Here is a 15,891-nt window from a genome sequence, read left to right on the forward strand (position 1 = left end):
TCGTCGGTTCAACAACTACAAAAGGCGGATCAGCATGGCCGGACTGGACAAGCGCGTTGCAACCTATGAACAGGCCCTCGAAGGCCTGACCGACAATATGACGGTACTGGCTGGTGGTTTCGGCCTGTGCGGCATCCCGGAAAACCTTATCAGCGAAATCAAGCGCCGTGGCGTCAAGGGCCTGACCGTGGTCTCCAACAACTGCGGTGTCGATGGCTTTGGCCTGGGCGTGCTGCTGGAAGACCGGCAGATCCGCAAGATGGTCGCTTCCTACGTGGGCGAGAACGCCGAGTTCGAACGCCAGCTGCTGAGCGGCGAGCTGGAAGTGGAACTGACCCCGCAAGGCACCCTCGCCGAGAAAATGCGCGCCGGTGGCGCCGGCATCCCGGCCTTCTACACGGCCACCGGCTACGGCACCCCGGTTGCCGATGGCAAGGAAGTGCGCGAGTTCAACGGCCGCAAGTACATCCTCGAAGAATCCATCACCGGCGACTTCGCCATCGTCAAGGGCTGGAAGGCCGACCACTACGGCAACGTGGTGTACCGCAACACCGCGCAAAACTTCAACCCGCTGGCGGCCACCGCCGGCAAGATCACCGTGGTCGAAGTGGAGGAGATCGTCGAACCTGGCGTGCTGCTGCCCAGCGAGATCCACACCCCGGGCATCTACGTGGACCGCGTCATCGTCGGCACCTTCGAAAAGCGTATCGAAAAGCGCACCGTCAAGGCCTGAGCGCCATCCACCAGAACAACAAAGAGATCCTGACCATGGCACTGACCCGCGAACAGATGGCGCAACGCGTCGCCCGTGAACTGAAGGACGGCTACTACGTCAACCTGGGCATCGGTATTCCGACCCTGGTGGCCAACTACGTACCCGCCGACATGGATGTGATGCTGCAATCGGAAAACGGCCTGCTCGGCATGGGCGAATTCCCCACCGAAGGCACCCTCGATGCCGACATGATCAACGCCGGCAAGCAGACCGTCACCGCCCGCCGCGGTGCCTCGATCTTCGATTCGGCGCAGTCGTTCGCCATGATCCGTGGCGGCCATGTCGACCTGACCGTGCTCGGCGCTTTCGAGGTGGATGTGCAAGGCAACATCGCCTCGTGGATGATCCCGGGCAAGCTGGTGAAGGGCATGGGCGGCGCCATGGACCTGGTGGCCGGTGCCGAGAACATCATCGTCACCATGACCCACGCTTCCAAGGACGGCGAGTCCAAGCTGCTGCCGCAGTGCAGCCTGCCGTTGACCGGTGCTGGCTGCATCCGCAAGGTGCTGACCGACCTGGCCTACCTGGAAATCGAAGACGGCGCCTTCATCCTGCGCGAGACCGCGCCCGGGGTGAGCGTTGAGGAAATCATCGAGAAAACCGCCGGCAAGCTGATCGTGCCGGATGATGTGAAGGAAATGACCTTCTAACGCATCATGCGATCCTACCCTGTGGGAGCGGGCGTGCCCGCGAATGCTGCGGTGAATTTACCGACGCATTCGCGGGCACGCCCGCTCCCACAGGGTTTTTGCGTTGTCTGGCAATACTGCTTCACCTCATAAAACCAATAAAAGGAATTGAACTGTGGCCGCTGAAATCCAAGACAGCCGTTCCGCGCGCTTTGCCTTGCGCTGCTCCAACTGGGCCGAACGCTGGTTCCCCGATTCCTGGGTGTTTGCCGCCCTGGCGGTGCTGCTGGTGTGCATCGGCGCCCTGGCCATGGGCGCCAAGCCGACCGACACCGCCAAGGCCTTTGGCGATGGCTTCTGGAGCCTGATCCCGTTCACCATGCAGATGGCCTTCGTGGTCATCGGCGGCTATGTGGTGGCCAGCTCGCCGCCCGCCGCGCGGCTGATCGACCGCCTGGCGCGCATCCCCGGCAATGGCCGTTCGGCAGTGTGCTGGGTGGCGCTGATCTCGATGCTGGCATCGCTGCTCAACTGGGGCCTGTCGCTGGTGTTCGGCGGCCTGCTGGTGCGCGCCCTGGCCCGGCGCACCGAACTGAAGATGGACTACCGCGCCGCCGGTGCAGCCGCCTACCTGGGCCTGGGCGCCGTGTGGGCGCTGGGCCTGTCCTCGTCGGCGGCGCAACTGCAGGCCAACCCGGCCAGCCTGCCACCGTCGATCCTGTCGATTACCGGGGTAATCCCGTTCACCGAAACCATCTTCCTCTGGCAGTCCGGCGTGATGCTGGCGGCGTTGGTGGTGGTCTCGCTGGTGATCGCCTACGCCACGGCCCCGGGCCCGAACAGTGCGCGCAGCGCCCAGGACTGTGGGGTCGACCCCAGCTTCACCGCGCCACCGGCACCCCAGCGCACCCGCCCGGGCGAGTGGCTGGAACACAGCCCCATCCTGATCCTGCTGCTGGTGGCCCTGGCTGCCGGCTGGCTGTACCAGGAGTTCGCCACCAAGCCGGCGATTACCGCCATTTCCGGGCTGAACACCTACAACCTGTTGTTCATCATGCTCGGTGCCTTGCTGCACTGGCGCCCGCGCAGCTTCCTCGATGCGGTGGCGCGTGCGGTGCCGACCACCACCGGGGTGCTGATCCAGTTCCCGCTGTATGGTTCGATCGCGGCCATCCTCACCCAGGTGAAGGGCCTCGACGAGCAGACTTTGGCCCACCACATTTCGCTGTTCTTCACCCAGATCGCCACGCATGACACCTATGCCGTGCTGATGGGCGTGTATTCGGCGGTGCTGGGCTTCTTCATCCCATCGGGTGGTGGCAAGTGGATCATCGAGGCACCTTACGTGATGCTGGTGGCCAATGACCTGCAGTACCACCTGGGCTGGGCAGTGCAGATCTACAACGCCGCCGAAGCCTTGCCGAACCTGATCAACCCGTTCTACATGCTGCCGCTGCTGGGGGTACTGGGGCTCAAGGCACGCGACCTGATCGGCTTCTCGTTCGTGCAGTTGCTGGTGCACGTGCCGCTGGTACTGGTGTTGCTGTGGGCATTGGGTACGACGTTGCAGTACCTGCCGCCGGTGATGCCGTAAAGTCGGGGCCGCTGCGCGGCCCATCGCCGGCAAGCCAGGCTCCCACATCGACTGCATTGGCCCCAAGCCATGCGCAGTACCTGTGGGAGCCTGGCTTGCCGGCGATGGGCTGCACAGCAGCCCCAGCATTTCCCTGGCAGTCCACGTATGATGGCCAGGCTGCCTTCGCCTGGGAAACCCGCGTCACATGTCTATCCGATTGAAACTGCTGCGAAAGAAACTGGGGATGACCCTGGAGCTGCTGGCCGACAAGACCGGCATGACCAAGAGCTACCTGTCCAAGGTCGAACGTGGCCTGAACACCCCCTCGATCGCCGCTGCGCTGAAGCTGGCGCGGGCACTGAATGTCAATGTCGAAGAACTGTTCGCCGAAGAGCAGGCCGGCCAGAGCCGTTACAGCCTGGTGCGCCATGGCGAGCGCCAGGCCCTGGTGGGTGAGGGGGCAGGGCCGGGGTACGCGGCCCTCACCAGCCAGGTCGGGCAGCGCAGCCTGCTGCCGTTCCTGATCCAGCCGCCGACCGAGTTCAGCGACCCCACGTTCAAGGAACACCTGGGCGAGGAATTTCTGTTCGTCCACGCCGGCCAGGTGGAGGTGGACTTCATGAACGAGCGGGTGCTGCTGGAGCAAGGCGATGCCCTGCATTTCAATGCCCAGACACCCCACCGGCTAAGGTCGGTGGGGCCGCTGCCGGCGCAGTTGCTGGTCGTGGTACACCACGCAGACGAGTAATACGCTGGGGCGCCAAAGTGCCCCACGGCCTTGCCTTTCTCAGCGATGAAACTCTGGCGCCACCAATGCAGCGGCCTGTGCTCAACTTGCGCGTCGATATTTTGACTGTATTGTCCGGCGCCCATTGAATTTTATTATAGTGTCGAATCGTTGACGCAATGTCATTGTGTTCATAAGCTCAATTCAACAGTGAAACAACTCCCGAACACCACGCCAACAAATAGTTGATTTTCCTCTTTACAGGAGGGGCGTATGCGCACGGCTCTGATTATCAAATCGATGTCTTTGCTGGCGCTGATGAGTGGCGCGGCGCGTGCGGCGGATATGTATATCAATCAGAACAGTATCATCCCTGTTTCAACCGCAGGGTGGTTCTTTGCATTTGCTGTCGTTGGCTTTGTGGCAGTCGCCAACAGGAAACAGATCTGAGTCCGCCAGCCTGGGTTTAACCCTTGACACCAGCGGCCCGGGGCCTGGCTTGTCAATTCCCCAGCCGTTGCTATATTGCCAGTAGCCCGTGCAGGTCCACGGTTGCAGGCACACAGCGTCAAGGCAAGGCCTCTGGAAGATCGAGGCCATCGCGGTTGGTGTATGCCGCGAAGCGGAGCGAGAGTTGGTGTGTTGTTCTCATTCAGTGCTCTTTGTCGGGCCTTTTCGGCCGGAGGGACCCTCATGGTGCGTTCAATGTTTGCCGCGTTCTGCATGCTGATGGTGTGGTCTGGTGCCGGTAAGGCCGACCCGCACAGTGCTACCTACCTGCTCAGCCCCGGCGATGTGGTGATGGTTTCGGTATGGCAGGAAGACAGCCTGCGCCAGGAAGCCACCGTACTTCCCGATGGCAGTATCACGTTCCCCTTGGCCGGGCGCATCGATGTTGCCGGGCTGGATGTGACGACCGTTGAAAAACAAGTGGCTGCCAAACTCGAGAAGTTTCTCCCCGACCCGAATGTCAGCGTTGTCGTCAAGAGCATCGCCGGCAACCTGGTCTATGTACAAGGCAAAGTGATCAAGCCCGGGCCGGTACAAATGGCAGGCCCTACGGCAGTGCTGCAGGCTTTGAGCATGTCGGGCGGCCTGGACAAGTTTGCAGATGAAAGCGAAATCAAAGTGGTGCGTGGCACCGGCGCTTCCCAAAAAATTCTGCCCGTGCGATATAGAGACCTGGTGTCTGGCCGGGATATGTCCACCAACATCCAACTGCAGGCTGGCGATACGCTGGTCGTTCCTTGATCTTGCCTTTAATAAGAACACTTAATGCCTCTTCTCAGAACAACTAGCATTGCAACGGCAATCTTGGTGTTGCCGTTTACGGACACAGTCCTGGCAGCAAATTGGCAGTCTACGGTGGTGGTACCGACATCCGTCGAACATGACAGCAACCCTTTGCTGCTGTCGTCGGGTGAAAAGGGCATAACGCGCACGATCATCGCGCCGGATTACACCCTGATCGGCACCTTCGACCGTGACGAACTGAGGTTGGGGCTGGGCGTGCATGTATTGCGCTCGTCCGACACGGCGGTGGTCGACAACCGTGAGGACCCCGACGTTAGCCTGGGCTGGCAGCGCCAGACCGAGCGCGGGCGGTTTGGCCTGCTGGCGCGTTACAACGAAAGTTCGACGCTGTCGGGAACGGTGCTGGATACCGGCGTGGTCACCACCGATGGCACGCAAAAGCTGTATACGCTGGCCGGCAACTGGAGCCAGGCGGTTACCGAACGCAGCACCTTGAGCAACGAAACCACGTACAACCGTGCCCGTTATGACATCAGTACGCTGACGGGTTACGAAGAACTGGGCAACGTGTTCACCTGGACCTACGCCTGGAGCGAGCGGGCTGATCTGTACAGCCGCTTTGGCGCCCGGCGCTATGAGCCCGAGCAGGACCAGACGGCGACGGCGTCCAACAGCTACAGCCCGGCGGTCGGGGTCAAGTACCAGTTCTCCGAACGCCTCAGCGCCGATGCTCATGTGGGGGTCACCGAGGTTTCCGGTGACGAAGGTGGCCGACGCGGGGAGGGTGGGGTAGCGCTGCTGTATACCGGTGCGCGCGCCGTCGCCAGCTTCACCGCCGAACGCAGCACGGTGGCCAGCGCCGAAGGCGGCTTCGCCGAGCTGGACCAGGTGCGCGGTGTGTGGAGTTACGCCGTCAGCGAATTGACCCGGGTGGGTGCGGACGCTGCCTGGCAAGACAGCAAAGGGCAGACCCCCAACACCCTGCAGACCTACAGCGTGTGGGCCAGCCGCGAGTTTTCGCCGTACTGGGACCTGCGCCTGTCGCTGATGTACAAGGATCGGCAGCAGGATCACGAAGCTGATGCGAACGCTACGATCGTGGGTTTGACGTTGACGTACAGGTACCCCGACATCTGAACTTCAGGCAGGTGGCCCCATGAAGTCCGACTACGAGCTCTCCCTCAGAGATTACATCGCCATAATCAAGGACCGGGCCCTGTTGTTGGGGGTGAGCATCGTAGTCATCCTGGCCGCGACCGTCGCTTTCGCAGTGATGGTGCCGCCGATCTACCAGTCGACCGGCACCATCCTGGTGGAGTCGCAGCAGATTTCACCCGAGCTGGTATCGACCAACAACACCAGTTTCGCCGATGAACGCATCGAAGTGATTCGCCAGCGGGTGATGACCCGAGAGAACCTGCTGCGCATCATCGACAAGTACAACCTGTTCCCCGACAAGCGCTTCAGCGATAGCGACAAGATTGACCACATGCGCAGTGCCATCGTGGTCGAAACCCTCACCACCTATGTACGCGGGCGTGGCGAAGCGACCGTGGCGTTCAATGTGTCCTTCGAGCACAAGCAGCCGGAGGTGGCCAAGGAAGTTGCCGACGAGTTGGTCACGCTGTTCCTCAACGAGAACCTCAAGCAGCGTACCGAGCGGGCCAACGAAACCACCGAGTTCCTCACCCAGGAGGCGAACAAGCTGGGTGCCGAGCTGGCCAGCCTGGAAAACCAGCTGGCGGATTTCAAGCAGGCCCACGCCAATGCCTTGCCCGAGCACCAGACCTTGCGCATGAACATGCTGTCACGCTCGGAGCTGGAGTTCCGCGAGGTCGACCGTGATTACAAGGCCGCCCAGGAAGAGCTGCGTTACCTTGAGCTGGAACTGTCCGCGGCCAGTGCCGGGCTGGCTACCAAGGTCGGCGAAGGCCCCAGGGTGGCCAGTGCCGAGCAGCCCCAGGACCTGCCCAGCCTGAAAGCCGAGTATGCCCGGCTGCTGAGCCGCTACAAGGAAGCCCACCCCGATGTGGTGGCGGTCAAGCGCAGGATCCAGGCGCTCGAAGCCAGTGGCAATCGCACGGCTGCGGCCTCCACGGTCGGCCTCGATGTCGCCCGCGTGCGCGCCAAGATGAGCGCGGCACAGGTGCGCATTGCTTCGCTGGCCGAGCAGAAGCGCGAGCTGACCCGCAAGATGGAAGGCTACGAGGCCGAGATCCTCGAGGCGCCGCAGGTCGAGCGTGGCCTGGTGACCTTGATGCGTGACCACGACAACGCGCGCAAGAAGTACGAGGAAATCCGCGCCAAGGAAATGGGCGCGAAGATCACCGAAAGCCTCGAGCAGGAGAACAAGGCCGAGCGCTTTGTGCTGCTGGAGCCACCGCTGATGCCCGAGAAACCGATCAAGCCCAACCGCAAGAAAATCGCCGCGCTGGGCCTGGTGCTGGCACCGGCAGGTGGCGGTGCGCTGGTGATGTTGCTGGAAATGCTCAACCAGCGCATTCGCGGCGTCGGTGCCTTGGAAAACCTGCTGGGCAGGCGGGTGCTGGTGGCGCTGCCATACATCGATACCAAGGCCGATGTGGCCAGGCGCAAGCGTTGGCGCAACTGGCTGATCCTGGCTGCACTGGTGCTGGCGGCTATCATGGTGGTGCTGGTGCACGTGTTCTACATGCCACTGGATGTGCTGTTGTTCAAAGTCATGTCTCGGTTTGCATAGGAAAGCAGTGATGGACAGGACCAAGCCGGCTGTTGGCAATAATCTTCACCAGGTTACCCCAGGTACCCCGCAGGCCTTGTCACCCGCCCCAGGTACGGCGCTGGTGGAAGTGCCTGGCCAGTTCGATTACGTGAACACCAAGGTGGTGCCGCTGCGCGCGGAGCACCTGGAGCGTCACCGTATCGTCGCCTACAACAAGAACTCCAACATGAACGGGCCGATCGACCTGCTGCGCACGCAAGTGCTCAGGACCATGGACGAGAATGGCTGGCGAACCTTGGCCATCACCTCGCCAACCCCTGAAGCAGGCAAGACGGTGCTGTCGATCAACCTGGCCATGAGCATCGCCCACCACACCACCAAGACTGCGTTGCTGGTGGACTTCGACCTGCGTCGGCCCAAGGTCGGCAGCAGCCTGGGCCTGCCCATGGACCAGGCGTTGAACGAGTTTCTGACGGACAAGGCCGAGCTGCAGGATTGCCTGGTTAACCCGACCTTGCCTCGATTCGTGGTACTGCCCACGCGGGTACCGGTGCCGTTGTCTACCGAAATGCTGTCGTCGCCCAAAGTGAACAACCTGATCAGCGAACTGCGCAACCGCTACGAGTCGCGCATCTGCATTTTCGATTTGCCGCCGTTGCTCAGCTCTGACGATGCGATCACCGTGATCCCCAAGTTCGACTGTGTGCTGCTGGTGGTGGCCAACGGTATGAACAACAGGAAGGAAATCGAAGATTGCCTGCATCACCTGGCCAGGGTGAACCTGGTGGGGACGGTATTGAACAAGGCTGACGAGCAGCCTCGGACCTATTATTGAGGCACAGGATTCTGGGGCTGCGTCGCAGCCCATCGCGACACAAGGCCGCTCCTACAGGTACAGCGCATACCCTCAGTTGACGGGGTTTCCTGTGGGAGCGGGCATGCCCGCGAAGCAGGCGACGCGGTGGCTGGCACCGGCTACGCCGGTGTTCGCGGGTAAACCCGCTCCCACAGGTATAGCGCATTCTTTCGGCTGATGGGGTCCCTGTGGGAGCGGGCATGCCCGCGAAGCAGGCGACGCGGTGGCTGGCACCGGCTGCGCCGGTGTTCGCGGGCGCGCCCGCTCCCACAGGTATGGCGCTTGCCTTCAGTTGGTGGGTAGCGAGCCCCACAATCTCAGCTTTGGCGCTGAACCCAGGGATACTGCAACTCCCATTGCCACGCATGCCGCACAATCGGCTCCAATGCGGCAAACTCCGGCCGCCAGCCCAGCATGCGCATGGCCTTGCCAGCATCCGCCACCAACCGGGGCGGGTCGCCGGGGCGGCGGGGCGCGTCGAGGGTGCGGATCTGCCGGCCAGTCACCGCCCTGGCCATATCGATCACCTGCTGCACCGAAAAGCCCAGCCCATTGCCCAGGTTGAACGCGGTTCGCTCGCCACCCGCCAGCAGGTAATCCACCGCCAGTGCATGGGCCGCCACCAGGTCGGCCACATGCACATAGTCGCGTATGCAGGTACCATCCGGCGTGTCGTAGTCGCGGCCAAATACCGTTACCGCATCACGCCGGCCCGAAGCGGCCTGCAGGATCAACGGAATCAGGTGGGTTTCCGGGTCATGGCGCTCTCCCAGCTGGCCTTCCGGGTCTGCGCCGGCTGCGTTGAAGTAACGCAGGCATACCGACTTCAAGCCGTAGGCTCGGTCGAAGTCCTCGAGAATCTGCTCGACCATCCATTTGCTCAGCCCATACGGGTTGATCGGCCCCTTGGCATGCGCTTCGTCGATCGGCACATACTGCGGGTTGCCGTAAACGGCTGCACTGGAAGAAAAAACCAGGTGCCTGATACCAGCATTCACCATGGCCTGCAGGAGGGAAAGGGTAGCCGAGACATTGTTCTGGTAATACTTGCCGGGCACGCTGACCGACTCGCCCACCTGGATGAACGAGGCAAAGTGGAACACAGCGTCGAAACGGCAAACCCCGAACAGCACATCCAGCGCGGGTTCGTCGGCGATGTCCAGTTTCGCCCACTGGACGCCGGGGCCGGGCGAGACCAGGTCCGCCACCACCACCTCATGGCCCGCGCCGAGCAAGTGCTTGACCATGTGCGAGCCAATGTAGCCTGCGCCACCGACAACCAGAAACTTCATCCATGCCTCCAGGACTCTGCTGTTGTACAGCCGCGCTTTTCAGCTACAGGTCTGTGGTGAGGGTAGATGGCCATATACCCTATTTCAAGAACAGCCAGTTGGACATGTACTTGCCATCGAACGTGATGCTGTAGCGCCCATCCTGGTAAGCCATCGGCAACGGTTTCAACTGCGCCTGCGCGTCCCGGGCGAACAGTTTCAGGCCAGCAGGCGCCTTGATGCTCAAGGTGCCGGCAAGCGGCTCGACGTTGAACGGCGTCTTGTAATCGGCCTTGGGCACGGCACGGGTACCCAGCGACAGCAGCAGTTCGCGTGACTGGCCCAGGGGCTTGCCGTCCAGGCTTTGCACCACGACGCTGGCGTACGGCGTTCGTGCTTGCACCTGGATGGCGCCCAGGCTGATCGAGCGACCTCCCAGCCAGCCGGTGGCGGCCTGGGTCAGCGGTGTGTCGATGGTATAGATGCCCTGTTGCCAGTTGCGCTTGAGCTCGCCCGTGTCGCTGAGCGCTTGCGTGGCGTCGGCTGGCAGCAAGGACTGCCCCGGGTCCTGCAGTACCTGCGCACCGGCAGGGATGGCGGCGGGCTTCAGCCAGGGCAACTCCGGCGTCTGTGGCAGGGCGATCTGCAGTTGGCCCTTTTCCATGGCCGTGCGCAGCAGCGCTGAAGTGCGCGGGGTGATCTCCTGGTTGTACAGGGTGGCGGGCGTCGGCGCGAACACATAGCGGGTAGTGGCCGGCTTCACGTCCGCGCGGCGATAGAGCAGGGCGGCAGCGGGCAGGGTGGCGATCATCGCCGGGTCGTTGTACGCGTGCCAGTTGTCCGCCGTGCGCCAGCCTGGGTTGAAGGCCTGCTGGCTGTAGGCGTACTGCAGCATGGCGTCCCAGCCCTGGTGGGCGGCGGTGCCGGCCACGTACAGCGGCAGCGAGTGGCGGTCGGGCAGCGGGAAGGGTTCGGCGTTCCACTCGGAGACGGTCAGCGGCTTGCCGACTACCTGGGCGGCGGCGAGCCAGTCGATCATGCCGTCGCTGGTCAACGGGTTCTTCTCCAGTTGCCCATTGGCACCGTAGGCATGGGCATCGATGACATCGCCTGCGGTCAGTGCCGGCAGCGCGCTCAGGCCATTGCCGCCCCAGGTACTGGTGGTGGCAATCGGTACTTTCACGCCGAGGCCGCGCAGGTGGGCGATCATGTCGGCGTTGAAGCGCTGTTCCAGGTCGTTGAGAAACAGCTTCGAAGGGCCATGCTCCCAGGCGCGCCAGGTGAGGTCGGTGGGCAGGTCGTATTGTTTGGCGAAGGCTTTGGCCGCTTCCATGTAGCGCTCGCTGTGGTGCGGCACATCCTTGTTCGGCATCAGGGCGTTGCCATAATGCTGGGTGAGGTCGTTCTCATTGGTGAGCAGTACGGCAGCGATGGCCGGGTCGTCCTTGTAGGCCAGGCCGGTGTATTCGTTCACATGGGTCAGGTACTGCTCGGCAAAGCGTTTCATCGCTTGTTGGATACTGCGGTTTACATAGGCGTAACCCTTCAGGTCGACGTGGTTCTCGCCCTTGGCCAGTTCCTTGAAGTCATCGATGTTGTCATTGGCGGTAAGCGCCCGCTGCACGTGCAGGTCCAGCCAGATATAGATGCCTTCATCCTTGAGCGCCTTGATCCACAGGTCCAGCTTGCGCAGCGATTCGGCACTGAGCTGCTGGGTATCGCGCACCAGGGTGCCGTCGCCAAACACGTTCGGGCTGACCCAGGGCGAGTCGTGGTGGTGCAAACGCACCAGGTTGAAACCCAGTGCCGACAGGCGTTTGGCCTGTTGGCGGATTTCTTCGTCGGGGCTCTTGAACAGTGAATAGGCGGACAGGTTGGTGCCCCAGAAGCGCACCGGGGTGTTGTTTTCGAACATCAATTGCTCGCCAACGGCCTTGACGAAGCCGTGCTTGCCGGCAGGCTTTTCCGCAGCGTTAAGGAATGAAAGGTCCACTGGCGAGGTGCGCCAGTCCAGTTGGTCGTCGGGCCAACCGGCGGGGTCGGCCAGGCCGAAGCGTTCGCTGGGCGTGGGCCCCAGCTCAATGTCGCCGGTAATGTTCAGCATCGCCTTGATCTGCTGCCGACCTGCGCTGATCGGGTCGCTGTAGATGAATGCACGCAGTTCGGACGGGTTGCCGCGCTCGAAATACACCTTGGCCAGTGGTGGATCGAAGCGCATTTCGATGCGCCGGCCCTGGTCAGCCTTGCCCCACGACCAGCCACGGTTGCCGGGCAGCAGCTGCGGGGCGCCCATCTCGCCGGCAATTTGCGCAGGGTCGAACTCGAACACCATGCCGCCGCCCATCACCCCGGCCTGGCGGCTATGGGCGTCGAGGTCGAAGGCCCAGCTCAGGGTTTGCGCCTGCTCCTTGCGGATATCCGCCGCCAGGTCGAAGTCCAGCTCCTTGTTCTTGCCCTGCAGCGTGTAGTGGTAGGGGCCATTGACCTTGAACGTGGTGGAGAAACCGGTCCAGCTCCAGTTGGCCGCCCAGAAGTCGAACTTGGCTTTCATCACCGGCCCACCGCCGCGGGTCACCATGGGCAGGCCGTTCTGTTCATCGACACTGACTTGCCACGCTGATGCCCAGCCGGTGAGCGGCAGCAAGGCCAGGCCGGCAATGGCCGAAACCCGCAGCAGGGTTTGAAAACCCCGGCTGCGCAGGGGGAGCAAGCTCATAAGTGTCACCTTGGTTGAAGGCCGGGGTCGGCCAGCGCGATGGCCTGGCTGTTGTGCAGCCTGCGGACCATCTGGATGTAGGCCACGCCCAGCCCGGCGACAGTCCAGTACACCACCGGGATGAAGGTGATGCTGCTGACGGTGAAGATGATCACCAGGATGCCGATCAGTGTCGCCAGCAATGCCCGGCCGAGCTGGCGTTGTTCGTCGTCCTTGTCGGGGAAACTGCGCATGGCCTTGCGGATGCCGTGCAGTACGGCGGCGAAGAACGCCACGAACAGGCCAAGCCCGACCAGCCCTACCCGCAGCGCCAGGTTGATGTAGGTGTTGACGATGTCGATGATGCCTTCACCCTGGATCATCGATTGCATTTCCGGGGTGTTGCGGAAGTCGAACGAGCCGAACAGCGGGTTGCGCTGGATGACGATCCACGAGTTGTCCATCAGCCTTGCGCGGTAGGTGATGTTCTCTTTCTCGAGGTTGCCAATGAACGGCAGCATGTCCAGTACCTTGTCGCCACCGGGCACGATGGTCAGCAAGGGCAGGGCCAGCACGCCGGCCGCGGCGAGCAGCGCCAGGCGCCTGGCCGCACCTTTGCCCAGGGCGATGAACACCACCACGATGACCACGGCGCCGATCCACGGGCCACGGGACAGTGGCGCGAACAGCCCGGCGGCCAGCAGCAGGGCGCCCAGCGCCCGCTGCAGGGGGCGGCGCACGTAACCCTGGACGAACAGGAACAGGCCGATGGCCACGCTCATCACATAGCCCAGGGCAATCGCCTGCCCGGTGGTGACGCTGGCGCGCAGCGAACCGCCACGGCTCAGGTAGCCGGACATGCTCCACGGCACGCCCATGGCGTCGACCAGGGCGCTGTACAGCAGCCAGTGGCGCACGTACTCGGCCACGCCGATCAGGGCCAGGACGAAGGAGGCAAGCACGAAGGCCAGCAGGGTGTCCTTGAAGTCGCTGATCTGGCGCAGGCCACGGCTGGCCACGTAATACGGCAGTAGCACGTCGACATACAGGTACAGCGTCTGGCGCAGGGTGTCGGTCAGGGTGGTTTCGCGCAGGTACAGCACGCTCATCAGCAGCAGGCCGGCCGCCAACAGCCTGTCGGGCCAGGTGCGGCCGAAGCGCAGGGTGTCGCCCTGCCGGCGCAGGGCCAGTGCCGCCGGCAGCAGCACGCACAGGGTCAGCAGGCGGATATGGTTGAGGTCGACCAGGTAATTGACCACGCCAAACCCGGGCACCTGCACCGAAGCCGGCGGGACCAGGAACAGCAGCATGTAGAACAGCGCCATGGGGTTGTGTTCGCGGCGCCCGGCGATGTACAGGATGACGGCGCCAGCACCCAGGTACAGCCAGAAGCTGTGCGAGAAGAACGCCAGCAGGGTAAGCAGGAACCACAGGTTGCGCCGGCGCTTGAAGTCGCTGAGCGGGATCAGGTCGGTGGCAGGCCGCCGCGCCAGCAGGAAGACCACGCTCGCCAGAAACAGGATGACGATCAACGCACGAAAATGTTCAGGCATTGGCTATGTGCACCTTTGCGTCGGTGGGCAACGGCTAGCATCGTGGCTGATTGAAACTATAGTGACCTTTTAGCCAATCGGTCAGAGATCGACGCCATGCCGTCGATTGTGAAGCTGGCCCCGGGGACTGGCGGTAATGCGGCTTGTCGGGTAAATCTTTCAAAGGTGCAGGTCACTGTGTCATGGGGAAGCTTACTTTTTGTACTGCGCAAACGGGTCGTAGAGGGTTTCTCCAGAGTTGCGTGTTGCTGGGGGTTGGTGGTTTGGTGTTCGCTGCTTCGCCAGCCGCTGCCAGCCAACCTGCCGGCAGGCCCGGGTTCGTGGTGATCAACGGCTGGGTATTGCCGTCTCGCTACTTCCGGAACGAACACCCATGATCAAGGATTATCAACAGCAGAAGGCCCTGCGCGACAGTTACGATGTCTGCATCATCGGTGCCGGCCCCGCGGGCATCACCTTGGGCCTGCGCCTGGCCGCCGCGGGCTGGAGCGTACTGCTTGCCGAGGGTGGCGGGCGTGAATATTCGGCGAACTCGCAAGCTTTGTACGCCTGTGCATCCACTGGCCTGGAGCTGTACGCCGGGGAGGCTCGCCTGCGTTACCTGGGCGGCACATCCAACCATTGGGCCGGCCGTTGCCGGCCGTTCAGCCCCTCGGACTTCGCCGTTCCCCCTATTGGCGACCTGCCTGGCTGGCCCATTCCGTATTCGGAGATAGCAGGCTACCTGCCTGTTGCAATGGATATCGTCGACCTGCCGCCCGGGTCGGATTTTCACGCGTTGAATGCTGGCCTCGACGGCGGAGAATTCGAGCCAGACCGCTTTCTGCTCAGCCCGCCCACGCGTTTTGCGCAAAAGTACGCCACAGCCCTGGAACAGACCCAAGGCCTGGACGTGTTCATCAACTGCAATTGCGTGAACCTGGAGTTCGACCAGGCCTCCGGCCACCTGGCCGCAGTCGTACTGTCCGATTACGCGTGCAATCGCCAGCGCCTGGTTGCGAGAAACTTCGTGCTGGCCACCGGTGCCATCGAGAATGCCCGGCAACTGCTCAACAGCGAGTCGTTGCTGGCGGCGGGGGTCGTGAGCAAGGACGGGCTGGTCGGCCGGTGTTTCATGGAGCATCTGAACATTGACCTTGGCTCCTTCATCCTCAAGTCGGGGCTGGACCCCGAGCCGCGCGAGTACTACACCACCGATGCCTTCGTTGACGAATACAAGGCAGGTAAAGGCAATGTCAGGGCCGCCTTGCTGGCCGATGTACAAACCTATGGACGTACTGCCGAGGTGAAGCATTTTCTGGAGAACCTGGCCTGCGACATGGGGGTAGCCGGCAAGATCGCCTTCGTGACCAAGTTCAGTTGCCCCGGTGACGGTGTCATCAGCACCATGATCGAGCAGTTCCCCAACCTGCGCAGCCGCATTTCGCTGCTGGACGAGAAGGACGCACTGGGCGTGGCCAAGGTCAATGTCAACTGGGCCCTGAGCGCTGATGACCGGCACACCATCAAGTGCATTGGCAGCGAACTGGCCAAGCAGTGGGCGGACATGAACCTGGGCTTCATCAAGCTCAATGACTTCGTTTATGACACCTCGATACCGCTGAAGCTGTCGCCACATGCCCACCACATGGGTACCACGCGCATGGCGTCGTCGGCGCAGTTCGGTGTTGTCGATACCAACTGCAGGGTGTTCGGTACCGAAAACCTTTACATCGCCGGCAGCAGCATCTTTGCCACGGGCGGTGCCTCCAACCCGACCATGCCGCTGCTGCAGTTTGCGCTACGCCTGGCCGACCACCTCGATGCCAGGATGAGCGCGGCCAGGGAAGCCGTGGTGTGACGAATGTTGTGCTG

Annotated in this window: 13 protein-coding genes; 10 read left to right on the forward strand and 3 right to left on the reverse strand. The window is 62.5% G+C overall.

What is annotated here, in order from left to right; all coding sequences use genetic code 11:
• Positions 1-34 precede the first annotated feature (34 nt).
• The 9 genes from CAG22_RS03615 to CAG22_RS03650 all read left to right on the forward strand — a co-directional run bounded on the left by CAG22_RS03615 (position 35) and on the right by CAG22_RS03650 (position 8,497).
• Positions 35-733 carry a CoA transferase subunit A gene (locus tag CAG22_RS03615; RefSeq protein WP_015270421.1) on the forward strand — a complete coding sequence of 233 codons (699 nt, stop codon included), beginning with the start codon at positions 35-37 and terminating at the stop codon, positions 731-733.
• A gap of 35 nt (positions 734-768) precedes the next feature.
• The gene (locus CAG22_RS03620; protein ID WP_085693483.1) at positions 769-1,425 is read left to right on the forward strand and encodes a CoA transferase subunit B; all 657 of its coding nucleotides are present in this window, start codon (positions 769-771) and stop codon (positions 1,423-1,425) included.
• A gap of 154 nt (positions 1,426-1,579) precedes the next feature.
• A complete protein-coding gene (locus CAG22_RS03625) occupies positions 1,580-2,998 on the forward strand; it encodes a short-chain fatty acid transporter (RefSeq protein ID WP_075045303.1) in 1,419 nt (472 codons plus the stop codon).
• Between the two features lie 187 nt (positions 2,999-3,185).
• Positions 3,186-3,728, forward strand: coding sequence for a helix-turn-helix domain-containing protein (locus CAG22_RS03630; protein WP_085704431.1), 543 nt, complete (start codon positions 3,186-3,188; stop codon positions 3,726-3,728).
• A gap of 252 nt (positions 3,729-3,980) precedes the next feature.
• Complete coding sequence (eppA, locus tag CAG22_RS28445) at positions 3,981-4,157, forward strand: EPS-associated small membrane protein EppA (protein WP_075045301.1); 177 nt, start codon at positions 3,981-3,983, stop codon at positions 4,155-4,157.
• A 243-nt stretch (positions 4,158-4,400) separates the two neighbouring features.
• Positions 4,401-4,958: a polysaccharide biosynthesis/export family protein gene (locus CAG22_RS03635; protein ID WP_025339251.1), complete on the forward strand. Its 558-nt coding sequence runs from the start codon at positions 4,401-4,403 to the stop codon at positions 4,956-4,958.
• A 24-nt stretch (positions 4,959-4,982) separates the two neighbouring features.
• Positions 4,983-6,098 carry a hypothetical protein gene (locus CAG22_RS03640; protein WP_025339250.1) on the forward strand — a complete coding sequence of 372 codons (1,116 nt, stop codon included), beginning with the start codon at positions 4,983-4,985 and terminating at the stop codon, positions 6,096-6,098.
• Between the two features lie 19 nt (positions 6,099-6,117).
• Positions 6,118-7,680, forward strand: coding sequence for a Wzz/FepE/Etk N-terminal domain-containing protein (locus tag CAG22_RS03645; RefSeq protein ID WP_085704433.1), 1,563 nt, complete (start codon positions 6,118-6,120; stop codon positions 7,678-7,680).
• A gap of 10 nt (positions 7,681-7,690) precedes the next feature.
• Positions 7,691-8,497 (forward strand): CpsD/CapB family tyrosine-protein kinase, encoded by an 807-nt coding sequence (locus CAG22_RS03650; protein WP_085593459.1) that lies wholly within the window; start codon positions 7,691-7,693, stop codon positions 8,495-8,497.
• Positions 8,498-8,835: 338 nt separating this feature from the next.
• On the opposite strand, the gene galE is transcribed toward CAG22_RS03650, so the two are convergent.
• The 3 genes from galE to CAG22_RS03665 all read right to left on the reverse strand — a co-directional run bounded on the left by galE (position 8,836) and on the right by CAG22_RS03665 (position 14,037).
• Entirely contained in the window at positions 8,836-9,810 is a 975-nt protein-coding gene (galE, locus tag CAG22_RS03655) for a UDP-glucose 4-epimerase GalE (RefSeq protein ID WP_085589534.1), read from the reverse strand.
• Between the two features lie 79 nt (positions 9,811-9,889).
• On the reverse strand, positions 9,890-12,505 hold the full coding sequence (locus CAG22_RS03660; protein ID WP_085693223.1) for a cellulase family glycosylhydrolase: 2,616 nt from the start codon (positions 12,503-12,505) through the stop codon (positions 9,890-9,892).
• 5 nt (positions 12,506-12,510) lie between these two features.
• On the reverse strand, positions 12,511-14,037 hold the full coding sequence (locus CAG22_RS03665; protein WP_085693222.1) for an O-antigen ligase family protein: 1,527 nt from the start codon (positions 14,035-14,037) through the stop codon (positions 12,511-12,513).
• Between the two features lie 373 nt (positions 14,038-14,410).
• On the opposite strand from CAG22_RS03665, the gene CAG22_RS03675 reads away from it, so the two are divergent.
• On the forward strand, positions 14,411-15,877 hold the full coding sequence (locus tag CAG22_RS03675) for an FAD-dependent oxidoreductase (protein ID WP_085704435.1): 1,467 nt from the start codon (positions 14,411-14,413) through the stop codon (positions 15,875-15,877).
• The last annotated feature ends 14 nt before the right edge of the window (positions 15,878-15,891 follow it).

The organism is Pseudomonas sp. B8(2017) (assembly GCF_002113575.1).
Classification (GTDB): domain Bacteria; phylum Pseudomonadota; class Gammaproteobacteria; order Pseudomonadales; family Pseudomonadaceae; genus Aquipseudomonas; species Aquipseudomonas putida_Z.

Bases quoted from the DNA above. Each gene is read 5' to 3' on its own strand.
- CAG22_RS03675 (WP_085704435.1), top strand. From the start codon at position 14,411: ATGATCAAGGATTATCAACAGCAGAAGGCCCTGCGCGACAGTTACGAT.
- CAG22_RS03635 (WP_025339251.1), top strand. From the start codon at position 4,401: ATGGTGCGTTCAATGTTTGCCGCGTTCTGCATGCTGATGGTGTGGTCT.
- CAG22_RS03620 (WP_085693483.1), top strand. From the start codon at position 769: ATGGCACTGACCCGCGAACAGATGGCGCAACGCGTCGCCCGTGAACTG.
- CAG22_RS03615 (WP_015270421.1), top strand. From the start codon at position 35: ATGGCCGGACTGGACAAGCGCGTTGCAACCTATGAACAGGCCCTCGAA.
- CAG22_RS03665 (WP_085693222.1), bottom strand. From the start codon at position 14,037: ATGCCTGAACATTTTCGTGCGTTGATCGTCATCCTGTTTCTGGCGAGC.
- eppA (WP_075045301.1), top strand. From the start codon at position 3,981: ATGCGCACGGCTCTGATTATCAAATCGATGTCTTTGCTGGCGCTGATG.
- CAG22_RS03650 (WP_085593459.1), top strand. From the start codon at position 7,691: ATGGACAGGACCAAGCCGGCTGTTGGCAATAATCTTCACCAGGTTACC.
- CAG22_RS03640 (WP_025339250.1), top strand. From the start codon at position 4,983: ATGCCTCTTCTCAGAACAACTAGCATTGCAACGGCAATCTTGGTGTTG.
- galE (WP_085589534.1), bottom strand. From the start codon at position 9,810: ATGAAGTTTCTGGTTGTCGGTGGCGCAGGCTACATTGGCTCGCACATG.
- CAG22_RS03660 (WP_085693223.1), bottom strand. From the start codon at position 12,505: ATGAGCTTGCTCCCCCTGCGCAGCCGGGGTTTTCAAACCCTGCTGCGG.
- CAG22_RS03645 (WP_085704433.1), top strand. From the start codon at position 6,118: ATGAAGTCCGACTACGAGCTCTCCCTCAGAGATTACATCGCCATAATC.
- CAG22_RS03630 (WP_085704431.1), top strand. From the start codon at position 3,186: ATGTCTATCCGATTGAAACTGCTGCGAAAGAAACTGGGGATGACCCTG.